Below are 21,419 nucleotides of genomic sequence, written 5' to 3'. Positions count from 1 at the left end.
TACGCCCAGTGGAGCGGTCAGAGCGGTATCAGTCCGCACAGTCGCCCCGCGCGGCCCGGCCGCGCCGGGTGGTGCGCGGGGACGGGAGCGGGATACGGGTGCGAGCACGCGATCGGGCGGACGACCTGCTGCGGATGCACCGCGTGGCGCGGAACGGCGGTACGGCGGAACTGCTGCGCTGGCTGTCCGGCCGGGCCGAGGGCTGGGCCGGGCTCGTCCGGCCCGACGGGACCGTGCTGCACGCGGCGTCCCGCACGGCGTGGGAGGCGGTCCCCGACGTGGCCGGCCTGCTCGCGGAGGGGGCGACGGCCCTGACGGAGCGCGGGGCCCAGGCCTACTCCCTCGACACCGGCGCGCACACCGCCCTGCTCTTCCCGCTGCCCACCGGCGACGGCGCGCCCGTGCTCACCGTCGTCGCCCCCCGGCCGGTGGCCACCGGGCTCGCCACCCTGCTGGCCGACGTGGTGCTGCCGCTGGCCCTGTGCTGGCAGGCCGAGACGCTGGAGCGCAGGCGGCGCCGGGTGGACCTCGCGGAGGCACGGGGCCGGGAGGCGGTGCTGCACCTGCTGATGACGGGCCAGCTCTCCATCGCCCACCAGGTCGCCGGCGCGCTGCGGCCCCGTCTGCCCGATCCGGTCCGGGTCTGCGTGGTGGAGTGCTCCGCCGATGACCGGGACGAGGTGGCCCGGGTCTGCGCCGAGGCGGACGGCGGCCGGTCCTGGATCGTGCGGTGCCCCGTCTACGCCCGCCACCTCATCCTGGTGATGCCCGCGCCGGCGGTGCCCGGGGCGCGGGGGAGGAACCAGGACGGGGCGAGGGGGCAGAAAGGGAGCCGGGGGCCGGTGGCCGGGGGCGCGGACGAGGGCGTCGCCGTGGACCCCGGGGGCGCCGGGGACGCCGTGGGGACCGACGAGGCCGTCGCGGCGGCGGTGGGCGACTGCGTGGTGGGCGTCAGCGAACCGGTGCCGCTCTCCGACACCGCGACCGGCTACCGCCAGGCCTTCCACGCCCTGGCCGTCGCTCGCGAACTGCCCGACCGGCATGCCCGGTTCGGGGTCTCGCCGGAAGCCGCGCTCGTGGTCGGGCCCGCCGGGCGGCGATGGGCCGACGCCCTGCTGGCCCCGCTCCTGACCCATGTGCCGCGCCGCGCCCAGGACCCGGGGAGCCAGGAGCTGGCGGCCACCGCGGTGTCGTGGCTGGCGTTCTCGTCGCACGCGACCGACCACCTCAAGGTCCACCGCAACACCCTCGCCGCCCGCCTGAAGCTGATCGGCGAACTGCTCGGCCTCGATCTGCACCGGCTCGCCGACCAGGCCGCGCTGGACCTGGCCCTGCGCATCCGCGCGACCCCCGCCCCGGCGTGCACCCCGGCGTGCACGGACGCCCCCGCGCCCGTCGCCGTCGATGCCGCCCCCGGCGGGGGAGAGGCGGTGCGGGGCCTCGACGCGCTCCTGCGCCGCCCGGCCGTACGGGAATGGGCGGAGCAGCAACTGGCCCCGGTCACCTGCCCGGACGCGAGCCCGGCCGACCGGGCGGAGGTGGCCACGGAGACCCTGCGCACCTGGCTGGAGTGCGAGGGGCGGCTTGGGCCGACCGCCGCCGCGCTGGGCCTCTCGGTCCCCGGCATCCGCAAACGCCTCGCCCGGCTGGAGACCGTGCTCCAGCGCTCCCTGCTCCGGCCCCCGAGCGCCCGTTACGACCTGTGGCTGGCGCTGAGGTCCCGGGACCTCACTCCGTGAGCACGGGGCGATCGCTGCGGCCGCGCGCTTCGGCGACAGACCCCACCACGCCGCCGCCCCGGTCCCGGCGCGCCGGGAGGGGCGCCGGCTGGGTCCGAGTCGTGATCGACGCCCATGAGATGGGCCGCGAGAGCAGTACGCCCGAGGTCGTGCGCGTGCGCGGACGTGGGTGACTTCCCGGGACACAGCCGTCATCCAAACGGGGCCGCTCCTGCGCTGCACCTCCCAAACCGGAGTCGGACTACCGACGTCTGTCCTGGCTGGGCCGTGACGGCCCTCGGCCTTGCTCCTGGGAGGTCTCCCCGTACGTTTGTTATTGTTCAACCACTAACAAAGGAGTACTCATGAGCGTCAACCCGACCCGCGAGCTCACCCCCGCACAGCACGCACTGGCAGAGCACCTTCGGCTGGTGTCGTCCGGCCAGATCGACGAGTGGATCGAGCTGTACGCCGCGGACGGCACGGTCGAGTTCCCCTTCGCCCCCGCCGGTGTGCCTACCCTGGTGCGGGGACGCGAGGCGCTGATCGCCCACATGCGCGGCTTCCCGCAGACCTTCGACGTGAAGTTCGTCGACGTGAAGTTCATCGAGACGGCCGACCCCCGGACCGCGGTCGCCGAATACCGCTCGGAGGGAATCGCCCTCAGCACCGGCAAGCCGTACGAGCAGACAGTCATCACGGTGATCCGCCTCGACGAGGCGGGCCTGGTCGAGCAGTTCGTCGACTACTGGAATCCTCTCGTGGTCATCGAGGCCATGACCCCCGACGAGGCGGCCAGCGGCCAAGACGTGTCGTGGCCCTCGGAGCGTTGATCCCGGTTCGACGGGGTGAGACGGGGCACCCACCCGTCTTGCCCCGTCGCGCCCTGTCCCACTCCGCAGTGAGAGACTGGGAGGCATGCCCGCCCCTGGCTCCAGAGTGAAGAGCGATCAACGCCGTCGAGTCGTGCTGGACGCTGCCGTGGCCTGCTTTGCGCGCAAGGGTTACTACGGCACGACCACTGGTGAGATCGCCGAACGGGCCGAAATCTCTCAGCCCTACGTCTACCGCCTGTTCGCCAGCAAGGAGGCGTTGTTCGCCGGTGCCATCCTCCACGTGTCCGAGCTGATCTCGGATGCTCTGACCGGTGCCGAAGCCGGTGCTGATGAGGCCGGGCCGCACCGGCAGCCGGAGGCGGTGATGCGTGCGATCCGGTCCGCCTACAGCACCCTGATCGAGGACCGGGACGTCATGCGGTTCCTCATGCAGGCCAGTTGCGCAGCCGATGAGCCGCTCGTGGCTGAGGCGTTGCGCACGTGCTATGCCAGGCAGGTCGAACTCGTCAGTGAGCTCCTGAACCACGACGACGCTGCGGTCCGGCACTGGTTCGGCGCCGGTATGCTCGAAAATGTCACGCTGACCCTCGGCCTGGCCGACGTCGACGAGCCCTGGGCGCGGACCCTCAGCGGACAACGGTCTCGTGCGGACGGCGGTAGCTTCGCCCACCGGGAGTCGCCGTAGCTTCCGCCGAAAAACAGGCGGCTATGTAGGCGGCCGGCCAGGCCGTCCCACTTCCTTGGAACTGGGACGCCGTCCGACGCCGTCCGACGGTGTCGACATCGATCGACACTGCCCAGGTCAGGACCGCCCCAGAAGTTGTGCCACAAGTGCGTCCCGGATGAGTACTCCAGTCCGGTTTCGCGATCTTGTCGCGGACCCGGCTGGGCACGGATGCGGCCGCCGAGTGACCATCGGGGGTTGTGTGGACTCCTGAAGATCGTGCGGTGGCCGCGGGCCATAGCGGAGACCCTGCTCGCTGGCGGACGATGTTCTACCAGGTCATGGCCCGGGTCACGGGCCGCTTCGGGAGAGTTGAGCCGCGGGCCGCGGGCCGTGCCACCTGCTCTGGCTACTGTCGAACGTCGAGCGCAAGAACTGCTGGCAGCCGGCCGAACAGGCCGGCCACAGCCGACCCGGGCCGGATGCGGTGCCTGCTGCGCTACGCCCGCTGGGACGCCGATGCGGTCCGCGACGACCTGCGCGCGTACACCGCCGAACACCTCGGCGCCGACGGCGCCGTTCTCGTCGTCGACGAGAACGGCTTCCTGAAGAAGGGCCGGGCATCGGCCGGTGTGCAACGGCAGGCACCGTTCGACGGCGCACGTCAAAGATCGCGCTAGGGCACGGAGTGTGCGCCGGGCCTGCGGTCCGGGGGCAGCGCGCAGGCCGGGGAGCCGCCCGGCAGCCGGTGGCGATGGGTCGCGACGAGCCGGTAGACGCCGTGGGCGGCCCACCGTGCGGGAGGCAGGGTGAGCAGGCCGCCCAGCCACGCCCAGACCCCTCCGGCGTTGAGCAGCAGCTTGGCGACGGCCTGCGCGCCCCCGTACACCGTGCCGAGCGGCGAGACCCACAGCACCTCGTACTGGGCGCGCTCCGACGTCACGCCGAGCGCGTCCAGGTCCGCGAACTGCCACGGCGTGGCTGTGCAGTTCGGCCGCAGCAACCGCGTCAGGAAGGTCACCGAGGTCGTGCAGAACGCGCAGTCGCCGTCATAGACGAGCACAGGGCGGTGCGGCATGCGGCGCGCTCACTCCGCCCAGGTGAGGAACGTCGTCCAGGCGCCCGGCGCGACGGCGAAGGCGGGGCCCTCGGGCGCCTTGGAGTCCCGGACGTGGACGGCGTGTGGGCAGGCGGCGACCTCGACGCACTCGCCGCCGCTGGAGCTGCTGTAGGAGGACTTGTGCCAGTCGAAGGCGACCTCGATGCACTCGCCGCCGCTGGCTGTTCCGTTGAGGGGCGGTCAGAGGTCGACGGTCCGCCCGAGGTAGGTCACGGGCCCGGCGTCCGGGACCGCGATCTCGTGGAAGCCGACCCGGTCGTAGAAGGCGCGGGCCGCGGTGTTGCCGGTGGACATGCCCAGGTGGACCGCCGGGACGCCCCGCCCGTGCAGGGCGGCCAGGAAGGTCTCCATGAGCCGGCGGCCGTACCCGTGCCGCTGGTGGGTGGGCAGGAGGTCGATGTGGAGGTGGGCAGGGTAGGGCTCCAGCTCCGGCAGCACCATCCGCTCCGGGCGGTGCATCAGGTCGGTCATCACCTCGGCCGGGGTCGACGGGGGCTGTACGGGGGCCGGGTAGCGGTCCGCCAGGCCGGGGAGCCACTCGCTGCGGTAGCGGGAGACGAAGGACGCGGTGTCGGCCGTGCCGACGATGTAGCCGACCGCCCGCCCGCCGTTCTCCACGACGAAGGCCAGGCCCGGTTCGAGGACGGCATAGGGGGCGGCGAAGATGTTCGGCAGCAGCTCGGGGTCCGCGTAGAGGTGGCGGGAGTCGCCGCCTTCGTGCCCGGTCCGTACACAGATGTCGAAGAGGGCGTCGCGGTCCTCGGGACGGTAGGGGCGCAGGGGTGCGGCGGTCGAAGTCATGGACCCGATCCTTGGGGGTGCGGGAGCGCTCTCGCAAGAGTGTTCCCCGGTGGCGCCGGTGTTCCGGTGTTCCGGTGTTCCGGTGTTCCGGAGGCTACGAGCGGTCCGCCGCCGCCGTGATCCGGGCGATGGCCTCGGCCGTCAGGGCGCGCTCGTGGGGCTCGGTCTCCAGCGCACGGTGGATGGACAGGCCCTCGATGAGCGCGTCGAGCTGGCGGGCGGTCGCGGCGTCGAAGTGCCATTCCAGGGCGCGGCGGCTGCGGCTCATCCAGGCGCGGGTGAGCTCCCGGTAGGCCGGGCGGCGGGCGGCGAGGGTGTACAGCTCGTGGGTGAGGACCAGCTCGCGCTGGTTGCCGCCGGAGAGGTGGTGGACGAGGTCGGTCACCGCCTCGCGGGCCTCCTCTGGGTTGGCGGCCGCACCGAGGCGGTCCTCGAAGACGGCGACGATCGTGCCGGAGAAGCGGGCGAACGCCTCGTGCAGCAGTTCGTCCATGCCGGAGAAGTGATACGTCATCGAGCCGAGCGGAACGCCCGCGCGGGCGGCGACCTTGCGGTGGGACAGGCCTGCCACGCCCTCGTCGACGATGAGGTCCAGCGCCGCGTCGATGATGCGGTCCCGCCGCTCGGGGTCGGTGTGCCCTGTCGCCACCCGGCGCCTCCTGGTTCGGCCTGTTCCTCCTCGCAGCATAGAGCGCCGGTGCGGGGCGGGATCAGCCGCGACGGTACGGCCTCGAAGCCGCACGGGCCGCCCGGCCTCCGGGCCACCGGGGCGGCGTGGAGGGCGAGGGGGCGCGACGGGTGACGGCGGGCGACGGGGCGCGCCGGGCGCGCGGAGGTGAGGGCGTATACGCGGGCGGACGAGGAGCGTACGATCGTACGCTCCACTGGTTCCCACTGTGTCTGCCGAGGCGTTGCTCTCATGGAAGTCCCGCCGGTCCTGGATGCCCGCACCCGACGCTGGCGTGCGGCCCTCTTCCTCTTCATGCTCGCCACGGGCGTCAGCATGGCGTCCTGGGTCGCCCGCACCCCCGCGGTGCGGGACGCGCTGGACGTGTCCACCGGCTCCATGGGCCTGGTGCTGTTCGGGCTCTCCGTCGGGTCGATGGCGGGGGTGCTGGTCTCCGGCGGTCTCGTGCGTCGGCACGGCGGGCGGCCGGTGATCGCCGTGGGGGCGGGGCTGCTCGTCGCCGGGCTCCTGGTGGTCGCCGGGGGTGCGGCGCTGGAGGTGTCCGGCGGGGTGTTCGGCGGTCTCGCGCTGTTCGGGGCCGGGATGGGGCTGGCGGAGGTGGCGTTCAACATCGAGGGCGCGGCCGTCGAACGGACCGTCGGCCGCCCCGTCCTGCCGGTGCTGCACGGCTGCTTCAGCCTGGGGACCGTGGTCGGCGCACTGCTCGGGATGGGGCTGACGGCACTGCGGTTCCCGGTCGGCTGGCACCTCGCGGCGGTGGCCGCGGCGGTCGCGGCGGCCGCGGTGTGGACCGTACGCGCCGTCCCGGCGGGCACCGGCCGGCAGGCGGCGGACGGTGGGGTGGACGCGGGCGGCGAGGCCGGAGCCGGGGGGCTGCGCGCCCAGGTGGCGGTCTGGCGGGACCGGAGGCTGGTGCTGATCGGCCTGATCGTGCTCGCGATGGCCTTCGCGGAGGGCTCCGCCAACGACTGGCTGCCGCTGCTGATGGTGGACGGCCACGGGACGAGTGCGACGGCCGGCTCGCTGACGTTCATGCTGTTCGCCGTCGCGATGACGACGGGCCGGTTCGCGGGCGGGCCGCTGCTGGTGCGCTTCGGCCCGGCGGCCGTGGTCCGGGCCAGCGCGGTCGTGGCGGCGGTGGGCGTGGCGTTGGTGGTCTTCTCCTCCAGCGCGTTGCTCGCGGGCGCGGCGGTCGTGCTGTGGGGGCTCGGGGCCTCCTTGGGGTTCCCGGTCACCATCTCGGCGGCGGGGGAGGGGGCGAAGGACGCCGCCGCGCGGGTGAGCGCCGTGGCCACCGCCGGGTACGTGGCGTTCCTCGTCGGACCTCCGGCGCTGGGCTTCCTGGCCGACCAGGTGGGGCTGCGCAAGGCGATGGTGGTGGTCCTCGTGCTGCTGGGCGGCGCGGCTCTGATCACCCGGGCGCTCCGGCCGCCCGAGCCGCGGCCTGCCGCGTCGTCGGCGACCCGGGCGGCTGCCGAGGAGACGGGCGGGGAGATGGCCGAGGAGACGGGTGAGGAGACGCCGGAGGAGACGGCAGACGGGACGGTCGAGGGGACGGCCGTGCGAGTCGTCCGTTCCGAGCGGAGCGGCGGGGAGCGGCCGGCCAGAGGCTGATCGGCCTCTCGTCAGCCGGACTTGGTGTAGGTCAGGCTCTTGCCCGACCCGGTCGTGGACCGGCGCAGGGAGCCGTCCGGGAGCAGGGTCAGCTCGGTGGACTGCCCGGGGGCGCAGGAAGAGGCCGGCCGGCCCACGGAGACCGTGGAGGGGCCGATGCGTATCGGCCCGCCCGCGGAGGGCCGGGCGGCCAGACGTGCGGTGAACTCGCAGTGGTACGTGGAGCCCGCGCCGAGAGGGCCCTCGGCGATGAGGGAGAGGACCGGATCGCCGACCTCGCCCTGCCGGATCGTCAGCGTGCGGGAGGACGAGCCCCGGTCGCCGGGTAGGGAGCCGGTCCACGTGCCCACGTAGCCGCCGGGGATCGCCCCCTCGCTGTCGTCCGCCGTTTCGTCGGCGCCGCCCGTGCGTTCGCCGTCTCCCTCTCCTCCGTCTCCTTCGGCCCCTTCGCGCTCCTCGCCGTCCTTCTGGCCGCTGTTGCTGACCGGTGCGTCGGCAGAGGCGGACGGGACCGGCGCGGCGTTCCTGCCCTCGGCCCCGCCGCTCATGAACGCGTACACGGACCCGCCCGCGCCGAGCGCGACGGCCACGGCGACGGCGATGAGCGCGAGGGTCGGACCGAGGGGGCGGCGTTCCCGCGCGAGCGGCGACACGGGCGCGAAGTACGCCGGGGAGAAGGTCTGTTCGGCGGTACCGCTGTAGTGCTGCGGGTGCCCGGACGGAGAGACGGGGCCGTACGGGGGGTGGGGCTCCGCGTACGAGTGGGGCTGGGCGTACGGGTGGGGCTGCGGCGCGACGACGGGCCGGGCGCTCGCCGGAGCGACGGGGGCTCCGGGGGGCGGGGCCGCGGCCGCTGTGGGCGCGGAGTGCGGGCCCGAGTCGGTCGGCGGGCCTGGGACCGGGGCAGTGGGCGGTGAGGCGGCCGGGGCGGAGGCCGGGCCGGGGAGCGCGGGGGCCGGGGCGTCGAGGGGCCGGCCGGGCGGGGCGTGGCCGTCGGCGGCCGGCGTGCCCGGTCTCACGGCGTCCGCCGGTCTCGGGGCGGCCGCGGTGACCGCCGTCTGCGCCGGTCCTGCGGGCCCCGTCGGGCTTTCGCGGTCCGCCGGATGCGCGGGGCCCCGGGCCTCCTTTGCGCCCGGCGGCGCCATCGAGGCGTCGGGGTCCTCGGCGTCGAGCAGCCCCACGGCGTGACGGCCCAGTTGGGCGAGGAGGGACGCGGGCAGCCAGGGCTCGCCGCTCTCCGCCTGCGTACCGGCCTTTGCCCCTCCCAGCCGCTCCAGGATCTCGTCCGTGCCGGGGCGGGCCGCCGGCTCCTTCGCCAGGCAGTCCCCGACGAGGCCGGCCAGCTCCCCGGGCACGCCGGTCAGGTCCGGGTCCTCCTGGGCGATCCGGAACATCAGGGCATGCGCCCCGCCGCTCTCCGCCGAGCCGAAGGGCAGACGGCCGGACGCGGCGTAGGCGAGGACCGAGCCGAGACAGAACACGTCGCACGCGACGGTCACCCGCTCGCCGCGCACCTGCTCCGGCGCCATGAACCCAGGCGAGCCGATCAGCGCGCCGGTGCGGGTCAGGTCGCCGTCGGGCACGGACTCCAGGGCGCGGGCGATGCCGAAGTCGATGACCCTGGGGCCGTCGATGGTCATCAGGACGTTGGAGGGCTTCAGGTCCCTGTGGACGAGCCCCGCCCCGTGGATGTGCTGGAGGGCGTGCGCGAGGCCGGAGCCGAGGAACCGGACGGACCGCGTCGGCAGCGGCCCGTACGCCCCGGAGGCCGTGACGGGGGCCCCGGGGCGGCCGGACACGACGCGCTGAAGGGAGGGGCCCGCGACGTAACCGGTGGCGACCCAGGGCACCGGGGCCTCGGTGTCGGAGTCCAGCACGGGGGCGGTCCACGCGCCGCCGACGCGGTGGGCGGCGCGGACCTCCTGGCGGAAGCGGGCGCGGAACTGCGGCTGCTCCGCGAGCTCGGGGCGGACGAGCTTCAGGGCGACGGTGCGGCCACGGTCGGAACGGGCGAGGAAGACCTGTCCCATGCCGCCTTCACCGAGGCGGCCGAGGAGCCGGTACGCACCGATGCGGTGCGGGTCCCCGGACCCGAGCTCGTCCATGGCGCTTCCTCCCCCGGTCGGTGTCCCCCGCAGCCCGCACGAGGATAGCGCCGCCCCGGGGCGGGCCACCGGCTGCGGGCCTCCCGTCTACGACTCCGTGGTCCACGCTCCGGTTCCCTCCGCCCGCGGCGTCGCCCCTCGGCCCTCCCCGGGCCCGGCGCCCTCCTCCCCGAGCCCGGCGCCCTCCTCCCGGAGCCCGGCGCCCTCCTCCCGGAGCCCGGCGCCCTCCTCCCGGACCCGACACCCTGCCGATCCGTACGCCCCACGCCGTACAAGGTGGCCATGGAGGCGGCCCCGACCAGCGCCTACGCTCGCGGCATGACCCCTCATGCCCCTCGTGCCCCGTACGCCGACCCCGCGGCCGGTGCGGCCGTGAAGGCCGCGGACCGCGCCCACGTGTTCCACTCCTGGTCCGCCCAGGGCCTCATCGACCCGCTCGCCGTCGCCGGCGCCGAGGGGGCCTACTTCTGGGACTACGACGGCAACCGTTATCTGGACTTCACCAGCGGGCTCGTCTTCACGAACATCGGCTACCAGCACCCGACCGTGATCGCCGCGATCCAGGAGCAGGCGGGCAGGCTCGCCACCTTCGCGCCCGCGTTCGCCGTCGAGGCGCGTTCCGAAGCCGCACGCCTCATCGCCGAGCGCACCCCGGGCGACCTGGACAAGATCTTCTTCACCAACGGCGGGGCAGAGGCCGTCGAGAACGCCGTCCGCATGGCCCGGCTGCACACCGGCCGCGCGAAGGTGCTCTCCGCCTACCGCTCGTACCACGGGGGCACCTCCACCGCGATCAACCTCACCGGCGACCCCCGCCGCTGGGCCTCCGACAGCGGCTCGGCGGGCGTCGTCCGCTTCTGGGCCCCGTTCCTCTACCGCTCCCCCTTCCACGCCGCGACGGAGGAGGAGGAGTGCGCCCGCGCGCTCCAGCACCTGGAGGACACCCTCGCCTTCGAGGGGCCGGCCACCATCGCCGCGATCATCCTGGAGACCGTCCCGGGCACGGCGGGCATCATGCCCCCGCCGCCCGGCTACCTGGCCGGAGTGCGCGAGATCTGCGACCGGTACGGGATCGTCTTCGTGCTCGACGAGGTGATGGCCGGGTTCGGCCGCACCGGCGCCTGGTTCGCCGCCGACCACTTCGACGTGGTGCCGGACCTGTTGACCTTCGCCAAGGGCGTCAACTCCGGGTACGTTCCGCTCGGCGGCGTCGCGATCAGCGCCGAGATCGCCGCGACCTTCGAGACCCGCCCCTACCCCGGCGGCCTCACCTACTCCGGCCACCCGCTGGCCTGCGCCGCCGCCGTCGCCACCATCGGCGTGATGGAGGACGAGAAGGTCGTCGAGAACGCGGCCCGCATCGGTGAGCAGGTCCTCGGCCCCGGCCTGCGGGACCTCGCCGAACGCCACCCCTCGGTCGGCGAGGTCCGTGGCCTCGGCGCGTTCTGGGCGCTGGAGCTGGTCCGCGACCGGGAGACCCGTGAGCCGCTCGTCCCCTACAACGCCTCGGGCGAGGCCAACGCCCCGATGGCGGCCTTCGGCGCGGCGGCGAAGAAGAAGGGGCTGTGGCCGTTCGTGAACATGAACCGCACCCATGCCGTCCCTGCCTGCAACGTCACCGAGGCCGAGGCCGCGGAGGGGCTCGCGGCCCTGGACGCCGCTCTCTCCGTCGCCGACGAGCACACGGTGTAGGACGAGCACTCCGTACGGGGTGCGTCCACGGCCGCGGGGGCGCCTCCACGACCGTGAGGCGTCTCCACGGCCCAGGCGAGTCCAGGGCTCGCGGGGACCACGGCCGGGAGGCCTGTCCAGGACCGCGCGGGGAGTCCACGTGCGCGGGGGCCCTCGGTCACGCGGGGGCCTCGGCCGCGCCGGGCCCCGGACCCACGGGCCGTGCGGCGAGCGTGCCGGATCGGAAGGGGTGCGCACTCCGGGTAACCGGACGGTCTTGCTCCGTGTGCGTCGAGCCCCGGATATGCCCCCGCTGTGCCCGGAAACGGGCACGGCGGGGGCCCTGGCTTAAGGTGACCCGAACTGAAAGTGACCCTGCCGGAGGCAGCCGGCCGGCGGGGACGAACGGGAGGGGCCGACATGAGCCGGGGCGGAGGTGTGACCCGCAGTACCCTGCGCCAGCAGATCGCCGACGCGTTGCGCGACGAGGTGCTCGCTGGGCGGCTCCCGCCGGGCCGGGAGTTCACCGTCAAGCAGATAGCCGAGCAGTACGGGGTCTCCGCGACGCCCGTCCGTGAGGCCCTCTTCGACCTCTCCGCCCAGGGGCTCCTCGCCTCCGACCAGCACCGCGGCTTCCAGGTCAGGGAGTTCACCGTCGGCGACTTCCGGGCGATGGCCGAGGCCCGCGCCCTCATCGTCGAGGGCCTGTTCCGCAACCCCGCCGACCGGGTGGCGGTCCGGCCCGAGGGCCTCGCCTCGATCCGGCGGCGGGCCGCCGAGGCGGTCCGCGCGGCGAAGGGCGGCGAACTCGACGTCCTGATCGGGTACGACCTGCGGTTCTGGCGGGAGCTCGGCGGATTCGTTCGCAACCCCTACATAGCCGACTTCCTCACCAAGCTCCGTGTGCAGGCATGGGTCTTCGCCGTGCACCGGCTGCGCGGTGAGGACCCCGACGAGAGCGTGCTGTGGTTCGGGCACGAGGAGCTGGTGGAGGCCATCGCCTGCGGCGACCACGAGCGGGTCCACGCTCTCCTGTGCTCCTCCTACGCCCACGCGCTCGCCTGGGCCGACCGACTGGAGGCGAGGGAGACCGGTGCGGCGGGCGAGACCCGGGGGCTCCGGACGGCCCGGACCGAGGACCCCGAGCCCGGCCCCGGCCCCGCCGCCACCGCCTGACGGCGGCCCCGGCCCCGAACCTGTCTGCGACCCCGTCTCCCGCCCCGCCGCGACCGCCTGACGGCGGCCCGGCGTCCGGTCGGGGAGGGGCGACGGCACCCGTCCCGCGCTCCCCGCACGCACGGGCACTGTGCGCGGGGTCCCGCCCGCATTACGCTGGCCCGACGATCGCCCGAACCGTTGGAGAGCGAGACTTCGTGGCCTGTGACCTGTGGCTGGTCCCCCTCGTCGACGTGCTGTGCCACAGCGCCGACAATCCGTTCGCCGAAGAGATCGCCGTCTACGACAAGGCGCTGTACGACGCGGGGCTGCCGCCCGTCCCCGTCTACGCGTACATGCCGGGCCTCACCGGAGACGTCGCCCCCGTGGCCGGCTTCGACTACGAGGCCCTGCACTTCCTGCGCCGCGCCTACCTGCTCCGGATGAGCGGCCTCGCCGTCACCCCCGTCGAGGGCCTCGACGGTGAGTACGAACAGTTGCTGGAGATGTTCGAACAGGGTGCGCAGCAGTCGCACCTGGTCTGGCACTACGACCACGCCGGAGCGTACGTCCCCGTGGACTTCCCGGTGCCGCTCTCCGACGACACGCTGCTGGCGGGCGGCGGACCGCTGGGTTCCGCGCACGGGCTGCTGCGGGAGCTGACCTTCGTCGCCCCGTCCATCGGCATCGACCCGGCCAATCCGCCGGCCGCCCCGCAGCCGCCCCCCCGCCCCACCGACCTGGAGGAACCGGCGATCCCGGTCCCCTACGACGGCGGCCCGTTCGCCCGGGAACGCCATGTCTGGCTCGGCCTGCACGCGGCGGCGACCCGCAGCCTGGCCCAGGGCTCAATGATCATTTTCAGCTGAACGGAGCGGGGCCGGGGGCCGGTGAGCGGCCCCCGGCCCCGCCCTTCACCGCGGCGGCTCCGGCGGACGCTGCCGCGGCATGTTCGGGCGGGCCGCCACCGACGGCATCGAGTAGCGCCCCGGCGCGGCGGCCGAATCGCCGCGCCCCCCGGCGCTCCCGGACACCAGGGCCTGCGTGCCCATCGGAGCGGGCCCGGCCCGGAACTCCACCATCCAGTCCGCCGTCTCCGACCGCACCAGCTCGGTGACGTCCTCGGAGAACCGCCGCAGCACCCCCAGGCACCGCTCCGCGGCCTCGCTGGCCGTCCCCTCGGTCGGCCCGAGCATCTCCCGTACGCACTCAGAGGCCCAGTCGAACTGGAGCACCTGAAGCCGCCGCTGCACCGCCTGGGCCGTCGCCAGATTCCTTATCCAGCCGGAGGTGAGACCGAAGTACCGGTCGCAGGCCATGCAGGCGGCGCCCAGCAGCAGTGACAGATAGCCCCAGCCGGCCGACCCGCTCAGCGCCCCGGTCAGGTCGAGCAGCGGCAGGGCGGTCCCGACGACGACCCCGGCAGCGGTGCCCATCCGCAGGGCCCTGGCCCCTCTGCGCTTGCGGACGCGGTCGTGGAGATACCAGTCCGCGGTGTTCAGGGCGCCGGCCTCCACCCAGCGGTACAGCTCGTCGAGCCGCTCGGCCGGCTCGCCCCAGTCGCCGAGGGGAAAGTGCCGCCCGGTCAGATCGCGGCCCCCGGAGCTGCCTCCGCCGCCTCTGGGCCCGGCCCCGGGGCCGGGGGCGGAACTCTCTGCTCCGTTTTCACCGGAACCCGCGTCGGACTTCTTGCGGGGCGGCCCCTCGGGCTGCATCTCCGGCTGACTCACCGGGGCACTCCTCTGCTCTGCACTCTGACGGACGGGACGAACGGGCTGGACGGGACGGGGCGAAGGTATGGGGCGAAGGGGCGGGACGGGGTGACGGGCTGGACGTGGGAGAACGGGAGAACCGGGACGGACGCGACGGTACGAGGTGAACGAAAGGGATGAGCGGGATGGACAGGTGGTGCGAACAGGGTGAACGCGGCAGACGGGAACCGGAACCGGAGTCGGGGCTGACAGGGACGGACGGAGGTGGACGGAGGGGCGGGCGGACTTCCCGGGCTGGCTCGGGGAGGGCGGGGCGGCCCGTACGGCCGACGGCCCCCATGGGTAACTCTGCGTCACCGGTCAGGTGCTCACGCGTACCGGTGCCCACGCCCTTCCTACCGCCGAATGGTGGGCCGCGGGGTCGGAATCGCGGGATTCCCGTCTGTGCGGGGCCGCTGGTCAGGTATAGGAGTCCACACCTCGGTTCCCGAATCTCACCCGAAAGAGTTGGTCCCCGGTGGGTGAAGCGCGGTGACGAAGGAGCACGTAGGCTCGGCGTACCGAAACATCTGTCGTCGAAATGCCAGGAGTGACCGTGATTCCCGGTGGTGGCCAGCCCAATATGCAGCAGTTGCTCCAGCAGGCCCAGAAGATGCAGCAGGACCTTGCCGTGGCCCAGGAGGAACTCGCCAGGACCGAGGTCGAGGGACAGGCGGGCGGTGGCCTCGTGAAGGCGACCGTGACCGGTTCCGGAGACCTGCGCGCCCTGGTGATCGATCCGAAGGCGGTGGACCCGGAGGACACCGAGACGCTCGCCGACCTCGTCGTCGCGGCGGTGCAGGCGGCCAACGAGAACGCGCAGGCGCTCCAGCAGGAGAAGCTCGGCCCTCTGGCCCAGGGCCTGGGCGGCGGTGGCATGCCGGGTCTGCCGTTCTGACCCGGCGGCCGGCCGCCGGGGGCTGACTCCGGGGGCCTACTGGTACCGACCCGTACCCACTACGGTACGGAGCAGGAAGCGAAGAGAGGCGTTCCGTTGTACGAAGGCGTTGTTCAGGACCTCATCGACGAACTGGGCAGGCTGCCCGGCGTCGGTCCCAAGAGCGCGCAGCGGATCGCCTTCCACATCCTGCAGGCCGAGCCGACGGACGTCCGTCGGCTCGCCCACTCCCTCCTGGAGGTCAAGGACAAGGTCCGGTTCTGCGCGGTGTGCGGCAATGTCGCGCAGCAGGAGCAGTGCGGGATCTGCCGGGACCAGCGCCGTGACCCGAGCGTCATCTGTGTCGTCGAGGAGCCCAAGGACGTCGTCGCGATCGAGCGGACGCGCGAGTTCCGTGGCCGCTACCACGTCCTGGGCGGGGCGATCAGCCCCATCGAGGGCGTCGGCCCGGACGACCTGCGCATCCGTGAGCTGCTGGCGCGCCTCGCGGACGGCTCGATCACGGAGCTGATCCTGGCGACCGACCCCAACCTGGAGGGCGAGGCCACCGCGACGTATCTGGCGCGGATGGTCAAGCCGATGGGGCTGAGGGTGACCCGGCTGGCCAGCGGCCTGCCGGTGGGCGGCGACCTGGAGTACGCCGACGAGGTCACCCTGGGCCGCGCCTTCGAAGGGAGGCGGCTGCTGGATGTCTGACGCCCGCGCAGTGCTTCTTCGGCCCCACTCACCGTTCGAGACCGCGCCTACGGGAGGTCCCCCCGATGTCTGACGCCACGCTGAACTCCGTCACGCAGGACCCGGGCGACTTCGCCGTCCAGATCGCGGACCAGATCAAGACGTTCATCGTCGCGGTCACCGAGGTGTCCAAGGTCGAGGAACCGGAGGAGGCCGTCCCGGTGCTGCTCCTCCAGGTCTCGCAGCTGCTGCTCGCGGGCGGCAGGCTCGGGGCGTACGAGGACGTCGTGCCCGACGAGCGCTATGAGCCGGACCTCGGCCCCGAGCCGGACGCGGACGGCCTGCGCGAGCGGTTCGCGGTGCTCCTGGAGCCGATCGACGTCTACTCCGAGGTCTTCGACCCGTACGAGCCCCGCAAGGCCCCGGTCCCGCACCGGATCTCCGACGACCTCGCCGACCTCGTCACCGACCTCGGTCACGGCCTGGCGCACTACGAGGCCGGCCGGACCGCAGAGGCGCTGTGGTGGTGGCAGTTCTCGTACTTCTCCAACTGGGGCTCCACCGCCTCCGCCGCGCTGCGCGCCCTCCAGTCCCTGGTGGCCCACATCCGCCTCGGGCAGCCCCTGGCGGAGCTGGACGGCCTGGACACCGACCAGGACCCGGGCGAGGCCGACCTGGCGGAGGAGGCGGGCCGCGTGATGCTCCAGGAGATCGCGGGACCCCTGGGTCTGCGCCCGGTGAACTAGGGAGGGTCCGACGGGTCAGGGGCCGCACCCTTGACCTCGACCTCGCTTGAGGGGCGAGGCTCCTGGGGAACGGCCGACGCAGCGGCCGCGTTCCCCCAAGAGATCCCGCATGAGCGCCTCGACCCCCGCCTCCCCTCCCACCGTCATCGGCGTCCCCGCGCCGCAGTCGGACGTCGACGCCATCGTCGCGTTCGTGGCCGGAGTGCAGGACGCCCAGCAGAGGGCGCTGCCCGACGCGTTCCTCAGCGGTTTCCGCGAGGACGCCATCTGGACGACGGCGCACGGCAGGGGGCTGACCGGGCTGCCGGAGATCAGTGCCTTCACCCGCAGGGCGCTGCCCCCGCAGGCGGACTCCCCGGTGACCGCCGCCTACACCGTCGACCTGGTCCTCTTCATCCGCTCCGACGTGGCCGCGGTCAAGATCCGCCAGCGCCCGGTCACCCGTGACGGGGGCCGGTTCCTGGACGAGGTCTTCCGCGGTCAGGAGGACCCCTCCGAGCTGGTCGCCGCCCACCTGGAGGCGCTGCCCGGCACACCGACGTACGTCCTCGCCAAGGACGACGGCGTCTGGCGTCTCGCGGCCGGACAGAACACCTTGGTCATCGACGCGGAGACGTTGACGGCGGGCTGACACCGCGGCGCCGCCCCCGGGCCGCCGCTGTGTGTTCCCGCAGGTCTCTCCGGGGCTCAAGCCCCGAGCGGCGAGCCTCGTGCCCCGAGCTTCTTCTTGAAGGAATGGGTGGTCGGGTTCAACCCACCCTCCCTCCCTACCTGGCTCCGACCTGCCCGAATCCGACCGAAGGTGACGTTAAGCGATCGGCTTGCGCCGGAGCGTATGCAGGCTCTAGGTTCGCGATCAGCAACCCACTATCTATCCGTAAAACGGACAACCCCGGTGGTGCTCACAACACCGACCGGGGTCTGACCGTAAGAGATCGCACACCTTTAGAAAGACGATCCCCATGGCTGTCGTCCACTTTAGTGCCGCCCTGCGCCCGCCCGCCCATCCCATGGCGAAAGCCGGGTACGGAAAGCGCCACGTCCCCGACCAGGCCCCGCCCCGCGCCACCGACTTCGCCGGCCTGGCACCCCGCGAGGCGGCCATCGCCGCGTACGTCGACCGGCTCCCCGAGGGAGCGGCGATCGGCTACAAGGTGCTCGCCGAGGAGCTGCCGGACTACGGGCAGCAGGCGTGCCGCAGCGCCCTGGACCGGCTGACCCGGGCCGGGCACCTGCGCCGCATCAGGGTGCACATCACCGTGGCGGACGGTCAGATGCGCTGGGTGACGCGCACGTACTTCTCCCGGACCGCCCGCGACGCCGCCTGGTGGGCCGCCCATGTGCGGTTCGTGCGCGGCATGGACGCGCCGGGCCAGCCGCCCGCACCCGCCCCGGGCACGGCCGCCGCCGGTCCGGGCCAGGTCCCCGCCGCCCCGGGAACGGGGCCGGAAGCGATCGGGAGAGCAGCCGGGGCAGTGGCCGCGGCCCCGGCGGGGAACGCGGTCGCGGAACCGGAACCGGAACCGGAACCGGAACCGGAACCGGGCGTCCGGGCTCCGCGCTCGGAGGCGTACCGCGTCCTGGCCGGGCTCGGCGCCCGTGAGCCCCGGCTCCAGCTGTCCGACGGCGAGTGCGTGGAGCTGGAACACCTGGTCGAGGAGTGGCTGGCGCGCGGCGTCGGCCGCGAGCAGATCACCCAGGCCCTGACGTCGGGCCTGCCGACGCCCGTGCACTCCGCCGGGCCCTTCCTCCGTAGACGACTGGAGACCAAGATGCCGCCGCACTCCGCCCCCCTCCCGGAGAGGGACCACCCGCGTGAGCAGATCGCGGGGGCCGTGATGATGTGCCTGTTCTGCGACGAGGACGAGACCACGACCACGCTGGACCACGGGGTCTGCCGCGCCTGCCGTGCCGACATCGCCCGCGACGAGGCGATGGGCCTGACCGGCGACGTGCCGGACACCTTCCTCGCCCGGCCGCGGGCCGAGGTGGACATCGCCGCCCGCATGGCCGAACTCCGCTCCGCCGCCGCCCGCCCGGTCCTCCCGGCCCCGAGGCCCCGGCGCTGAGCGTGCCGGGCGTCCCGGCCGGGCCGCCACGGAGTCGGGGAGACGACGCCATGGCGGCCCGGGACGGCCTCCCCACCACGGGCGAGGGCCGAGGAGTACGCCGACTGAGCGCCCCGGCTCGCGCGTCATGCCCCGAAGGTGTGGGCTGGGACACAAACGGGAGTGCTCTGGGGATGGGTGGGCAACAGCCACCTACGAGCGGTTCGGGGCGACACGCTGTACCGGACGGTGAGCGGGACATCTCACCATCTGGTAGAGACGGGTCGCTTCCGGGCTGCTCGTTAAACTGAGCCGACCGCAGTAATGACTGAGCGAGGAGCGCACGTGGGCCTTGTCGTGCAGAAGTACGGAGGCTCCTCCGTAGCCGATGCCGAGGGCATCAAGCGGGTTGCCAAGCGAATCGTGGACGCCAAGAGGAACGGCAACCAGGTGGTTGTCGTGGTGTCCGCGATGGGCGACACGACGGACGAGTTGATAGACCTCGCCGAGCAGGTGTCACCGATGCCTACCGGCCGTGAATTCGACATGCTGCTGACCGCCGGTGAGCGGATCTCCATGGCCCTGCTGGCGATGGCGATCAAGAACCTGGGCCACGAGGCCCAGTCGTTCACGGGCAGCCAGGCCGGTGTCATCACCGACTCGGTCCACAACAAAGCGCGCATCATCGACGTCACGCCGGGCCGCATCCGGACCTCGATCGACGAGGGCAACATCGCCATCGTCGCCGGGTTCCAGGGCGTCAGCCAGGAGGGCAAGAACATCACGACCCTCGGCCGCGGCGGGTCGGACACGACCGCCGTCGCGCTGGCCGCCGCGCTGGACGCCGAGGTCTGTGAGATCTACACCGACGTCGACGGCGTCTTCACCGCCGACCCCCGGGTCGTGAAGAAGGCGAAGAAGATCGACTGGATCTCCTTCGAGGACATGCTGGAGCTGGCCGCGTCCGGCTCCAAGGTGCTGCTGCACCGCTGCGTCGAGTACGCACGTCGTTACAACATCCCGATCCACGTCCGCTCGTCCTTCTCGGGGCTGCGCGGAACCTGGGTCAGCAACGAGCCGCAAGGGGACCAGAAGGTGGAGCACGCGATCATCTCCGGAGTCGCCCACGACGTCTCGGAGGCCAAGGTCACCGTCGTCGGCGTCCCGGACAAGCCGGGCGAGGCGGCCGCGATCTTCCGCGCCATCGCGAACGCCGAGGTCAACATCGACATGGTGGTGCAGAACGTCTCCGCCGCCACGACCGGGCTGACGGACATCTCCTTCACCCTGCCCAAGGCCGAGGGCCGCAAGGCCATCGACGCCCTGGAGCGGACCAGGGGCGCCATCGGCTTCGAGTCGCTCCGTTACGACGACCAGATCGCCAAGATCTCCCTGGTCGGCGCTGGCATGAAGACCAACCCGGGCGTCACGGCGGGCTTCTTCGAGGCGCTGTCCGACGCGGGCGTGAACATCGAGCTGATCTCGACGTCCGAGATCCGCATCTCTGTGGTCACCCGCGCCGACGACGTCAACGGCGCCGTGCGCGCCGTGCACACCGCCTTCGGCCTCGACAGCGACTCCGACGAGGCTGTCGTCTACGGAGGCACCGGGCGATGACCGCACACCGCCCTTCGCTCGCGGTCGTCGGTGCGACCGGGGCGATCGGCGGTGTCATGCTCCAGATCCTCTCGCAGCACGCGGACGTCTGGGGCGAGGTCAGACTCGTCGCCTCGCCGCGCTCGGCCGGCCGCAAGCTGGTCGTGCGCGGCGAGGAGAGCGAGGTCCTCGCGCTCGCGGAGGACGTGTTCGACGGCGTCGACGTGGCGCTGTTCCTGGTGCCGGACGAGGTGTCCGCCCACTGGGCCCCGATCGCCGCCTCCAAGGGCGTCGTCGTCATCGACGACTCGGCGGCCTTCCGGCTCGACGACGACGTTCCGCTCGTCGTCCCGGAGATCAACCCCCATGCCGCACGGCTCCGGCCGCGCGGCATCGTCGCGTCCCCGAACTGCACCACGCTGTCGCTGATCGTCGCGGTCGGCGCGCTGCACGCCGAGTTCGGGCTGCGCGAGCTCATCGTCTCCTCCTACCAGGCGGTCAGCGGCGCGGGCCGGGACGGCGTCGCCGCCCTGCGCGAACAGCTCTCGCTGGTGGCCGGCACGGACTTGGGGACCCGGCCCGGCGACGTACGCCGCGCCCTGGGCGCCAGCCCCGGAGGCCTCGGGTCCGCCACCTCCGACACGTTCGGCGACGGGCGCGGCGGCAGACCGCGGGACGGCTTCGGCGGGGTCGGGACGGCCGTGGAGAGCCCGTTCGCCGCACCCGTGGCCCTGAACGTCGTGCCGTGGGCCGGTGACGACGCCGGGGACGGCTGGTCGTCCGAGGAGCTCGCCATCCGCGAGGAGAGCCGCAAGATCCTCGGCCTGCCCGGCCTGAAGACCACCGCCACCTGCGTCTACGTTCCCGTCATCGCGACGCACTCCATGTCCGTCCACGCGCGCTTCGAGAACGAGGTAGCCGTCGACCGGGCCCACGAGATCCTCGCGACCGCGCCCGGCGTGGTGCTCTTCGACAGCCCGGCGTCCGGCGACTTCCCCACCCCTTCCGACGTCGTCGGCACCGACCCCACCTGGGTCGGCCGAGTGCGGCGGTCGATGGACGATCCGCATGCCCTGGAAATGTTCCTTTGCGGTGACAATCTCCGAAAAGGGGCGGCTTTGAACGTGGCTCAGATCGCCGAAACCGTCGCCGCCGAATTTCCCCGGCCGTGATCGAACCTGTTTTGTAGGATCTGTGAACGCCCTATGAGCAATTCGCTGGTCTGTACCTCTTGAGCTGGGGCGTTGTCGTATCCGACGATGATCTCCCGGCCTCCTGCAACCATGCGTCGGCCGGGCGGCGTCTATGCCCTCACGTCGTGCGTGGGTGGACG

Annotated in this window: 20 protein-coding genes and 1 pseudogene; 15 read left to right on the top strand and 6 right to left on the bottom strand. The window is 73.1% G+C overall.

Annotated elements, in window-relative coordinates; genetic code table 11:
- Nucleotides 1-134 precede the first annotated feature (134 nt).
- The 4 genes and pseudogenes from V9U70_RS25945 to V9U70_RS25930 all read left to right on the top strand — a co-directional run.
- Nucleotides 135-1,739, top strand: coding sequence for a helix-turn-helix domain-containing protein (locus V9U70_RS25945; RefSeq protein ID WP_336679226.1), 1,605 nt, complete (start codon nt 135-137; stop codon nt 1,737-1,739).
- Nucleotides 1,740-2,083: 344 nt separating this feature from the next.
- A complete protein-coding gene (locus V9U70_RS25940; protein ID WP_336679068.1) occupies nt 2,084-2,551 on the top strand; it encodes a nuclear transport factor 2 family protein in 468 nt (155 codons plus the stop codon).
- A 133-nt stretch (nt 2,552-2,684) separates the two neighbouring features.
- Nucleotides 2,685-3,239, top strand: a complete 555-nt coding sequence (locus V9U70_RS25935; protein ID WP_336679066.1) for a TetR/AcrR family transcriptional regulator — start codon at nt 2,685-2,687, stop codon at nt 3,237-3,239.
- A 305-nt stretch (nt 3,240-3,544) separates the two neighbouring features.
- A pseudogene (locus V9U70_RS25930) lies at nt 3,545-3,862 on the top strand (transposase); the annotation flags it as partial.
- 32 nt (nt 3,863-3,894) lie between these two features.
- Here the strand turns inward: V9U70_RS25930 and V9U70_RS25925 are convergent.
- From V9U70_RS25925 to V9U70_RS25910, 4 genes are all read right to left on the bottom strand, one after another.
- Complete coding sequence (locus V9U70_RS25925; RefSeq protein ID WP_336679064.1) at nt 3,895-4,296, bottom strand: thiol-disulfide oxidoreductase DCC family protein; 402 nt, start codon at nt 4,294-4,296, stop codon at nt 3,895-3,897.
- A gap of 9 nt (nt 4,297-4,305) precedes the next feature.
- The gene (locus V9U70_RS25920) at nt 4,306-4,482 is read right to left on the bottom strand and encodes a DUF397 domain-containing protein (RefSeq protein ID WP_336679225.1); all 177 of its coding nucleotides are present in this window, start codon (nt 4,480-4,482) and stop codon (nt 4,306-4,308) included.
- 36 nt (nt 4,483-4,518) lie between these two features.
- Nucleotides 4,519-5,139, bottom strand: coding sequence for a GNAT family N-acetyltransferase (locus V9U70_RS25915; RefSeq protein WP_336679063.1), 621 nt, complete (start codon nt 5,137-5,139; stop codon nt 4,519-4,521).
- Between the two features lie 94 nt (nt 5,140-5,233).
- The gene (locus V9U70_RS25910) at nt 5,234-5,788 is read right to left on the bottom strand and encodes a TetR/AcrR family transcriptional regulator (RefSeq protein ID WP_336679062.1); all 555 of its coding nucleotides are present in this window, start codon (nt 5,786-5,788) and stop codon (nt 5,234-5,236) included.
- Nucleotides 5,789-6,058: 270 nt separating this feature from the next.
- On the opposite strand from V9U70_RS25910, the gene V9U70_RS25905 reads away from it, so the two are divergent.
- Entirely contained in the window at nt 6,059-7,441 is a 1,383-nt protein-coding gene (locus tag V9U70_RS25905) for an MFS transporter (protein ID WP_336679060.1), read from the top strand.
- Between the two features lie 11 nt (nt 7,442-7,452).
- Here the strand turns inward: V9U70_RS25905 and V9U70_RS25900 are convergent, their stop codons facing one another.
- Nucleotides 7,453-9,546 carry a serine/threonine-protein kinase gene (locus V9U70_RS25900; RefSeq protein ID WP_336679058.1) on the bottom strand — a complete coding sequence of 698 codons (2,094 nt, stop codon included), beginning with the start codon at nt 9,544-9,546 and terminating at the stop codon, nt 7,453-7,455.
- A gap of 318 nt (nt 9,547-9,864) precedes the next feature.
- On the opposite strand from V9U70_RS25900, the gene V9U70_RS25895 reads away from it, so the two are divergent.
- The 3 genes from V9U70_RS25895 (at nt 9,865) to V9U70_RS25885 (ending at nt 13,241) form a co-directional block, all read left to right on the top strand.
- Nucleotides 9,865-11,238: an aspartate aminotransferase family protein gene (locus V9U70_RS25895; RefSeq protein WP_336679056.1), complete on the top strand. Its 1,374-nt coding sequence runs from the start codon at nt 9,865-9,867 to the stop codon at nt 11,236-11,238.
- Between the two features lie 399 nt (nt 11,239-11,637).
- Nucleotides 11,638-12,393, top strand: coding sequence for a GntR family transcriptional regulator (locus V9U70_RS25890; protein ID WP_336679055.1), 756 nt, complete (start codon nt 11,638-11,640; stop codon nt 12,391-12,393).
- Between the two features lie 197 nt (nt 12,394-12,590).
- Entirely contained in the window at nt 12,591-13,241 is a 651-nt protein-coding gene (locus V9U70_RS25885; RefSeq protein WP_336679054.1) for a hypothetical protein, read from the top strand.
- A 45-nt stretch (nt 13,242-13,286) separates the two neighbouring features.
- On the opposite strand, the gene V9U70_RS25880 is transcribed toward V9U70_RS25885, so the two are convergent.
- Entirely contained in the window at nt 13,287-14,102 is an 816-nt protein-coding gene (locus tag V9U70_RS25880) for an SLATT domain-containing protein (RefSeq protein ID WP_336679052.1), read from the bottom strand.
- A gap of 577 nt (nt 14,103-14,679) precedes the next feature.
- Here V9U70_RS25880 and V9U70_RS25875 point away from each other — a divergent pair.
- From V9U70_RS25875 to V9U70_RS25845, 7 genes are all read left to right on the top strand, one after another.
- A complete protein-coding gene (locus V9U70_RS25875) occupies nt 14,680-15,021 on the top strand; it encodes a YbaB/EbfC family nucleoid-associated protein (RefSeq protein ID WP_336679223.1) in 342 nt (113 codons plus the stop codon).
- A 96-nt stretch (nt 15,022-15,117) separates the two neighbouring features.
- Nucleotides 15,118-15,717, top strand: coding sequence for a recombination mediator RecR (gene recR / locus V9U70_RS25870; RefSeq protein ID WP_336679051.1), 600 nt, complete (start codon nt 15,118-15,120; stop codon nt 15,715-15,717).
- Between the two features lie 65 nt (nt 15,718-15,782).
- The gene (locus V9U70_RS25865) at nt 15,783-16,442 is read left to right on the top strand and encodes a DUF5063 domain-containing protein (protein WP_336679050.1); all 660 of its coding nucleotides are present in this window, start codon (nt 15,783-15,785) and stop codon (nt 16,440-16,442) included.
- 109 nt (nt 16,443-16,551) lie between these two features.
- Complete coding sequence (locus V9U70_RS25860) at nt 16,552-17,073, top strand: SgcJ/EcaC family oxidoreductase (protein ID WP_336679049.1); 522 nt, start codon at nt 16,552-16,554, stop codon at nt 17,071-17,073.
- A 331-nt stretch (nt 17,074-17,404) separates the two neighbouring features.
- Nucleotides 17,405-18,511: a hypothetical protein gene (locus V9U70_RS25855; RefSeq protein ID WP_419724032.1), complete on the top strand. Its 1,107-nt coding sequence runs from the start codon at nt 17,405-17,407 to the stop codon at nt 18,509-18,511.
- A 324-nt stretch (nt 18,512-18,835) separates the two neighbouring features.
- Entirely contained in the window at nt 18,836-20,107 is a 1,272-nt protein-coding gene (locus V9U70_RS25850) for an aspartate kinase (protein ID WP_336679047.1), read from the top strand.
- Nucleotides 20,104-21,258 carry an aspartate-semialdehyde dehydrogenase gene (locus V9U70_RS25845; protein WP_336679045.1) on the top strand — a complete coding sequence of 385 codons (1,155 nt, stop codon included), beginning with the start codon at nt 20,104-20,106 and terminating at the stop codon, nt 21,256-21,258. Before V9U70_RS25850 ends, V9U70_RS25845 begins: the two co-directional genes overlap by 4 nt.
- Nucleotides 21,259-21,419: the final 161 nt, after the last annotated feature.

The organism is Streptomyces pratensis (genome assembly GCF_037137275.1).
Taxonomy (GTDB): Bacteria; Actinomycetota; Actinomycetes; order Streptomycetales; family Streptomycetaceae; genus Streptomyces; species Streptomyces pratensis_B.
This window is presented reverse-complemented; position numbering and strand designations above follow the sequence as displayed.

Bases quoted from the DNA above. Each gene is read 5' to 3' on its own strand.
- V9U70_RS25915 (WP_336679063.1), bottom strand. From the start codon at position 5,139: ATGACTTCGACCGCCGCACCCCTGCGCCCCTACCGTCCCGAGGACCGC.
- V9U70_RS25865 (WP_336679050.1), top strand. From the start codon at position 15,783: ATGTCTGACGCCACGCTGAACTCCGTCACGCAGGACCCGGGCGACTTC.
- V9U70_RS25945 (WP_336679226.1), top strand. From the start codon at position 135: ATGCACCGCGTGGCGCGGAACGGCGGTACGGCGGAACTGCTGCGCTGG.
- V9U70_RS25895 (WP_336679056.1), top strand. From the start codon at position 9,865: ATGACCCCTCATGCCCCTCGTGCCCCGTACGCCGACCCCGCGGCCGGT.
- V9U70_RS25940 (WP_336679068.1), top strand. From the start codon at position 2,084: ATGAGCGTCAACCCGACCCGCGAGCTCACCCCCGCACAGCACGCACTG.
- V9U70_RS25900 (WP_336679058.1), bottom strand. From the start codon at position 9,546: ATGGACGAGCTCGGGTCCGGGGACCCGCACCGCATCGGTGCGTACCGG.
- V9U70_RS25855 (WP_419724032.1), top strand. From the start codon at position 17,405: ATGGCTGTCGTCCACTTTAGTGCCGCCCTGCGCCCGCCCGCCCATCCC.
- V9U70_RS25905 (WP_336679060.1), top strand. From the start codon at position 6,059: ATGGAAGTCCCGCCGGTCCTGGATGCCCGCACCCGACGCTGGCGTGCG.
- V9U70_RS25925 (WP_336679064.1), bottom strand. From the start codon at position 4,296: ATGCCGCACCGCCCTGTGCTCGTCTATGACGGCGACTGCGCGTTCTGC.
- V9U70_RS25845 (WP_336679045.1), top strand. From the start codon at position 20,104: ATGACCGCACACCGCCCTTCGCTCGCGGTCGTCGGTGCGACCGGGGCG.
- V9U70_RS25860 (WP_336679049.1), top strand. From the start codon at position 16,552: ATGAGCGCCTCGACCCCCGCCTCCCCTCCCACCGTCATCGGCGTCCCC.
- V9U70_RS25890 (WP_336679055.1), top strand. From the start codon at position 11,638: ATGAGCCGGGGCGGAGGTGTGACCCGCAGTACCCTGCGCCAGCAGATC.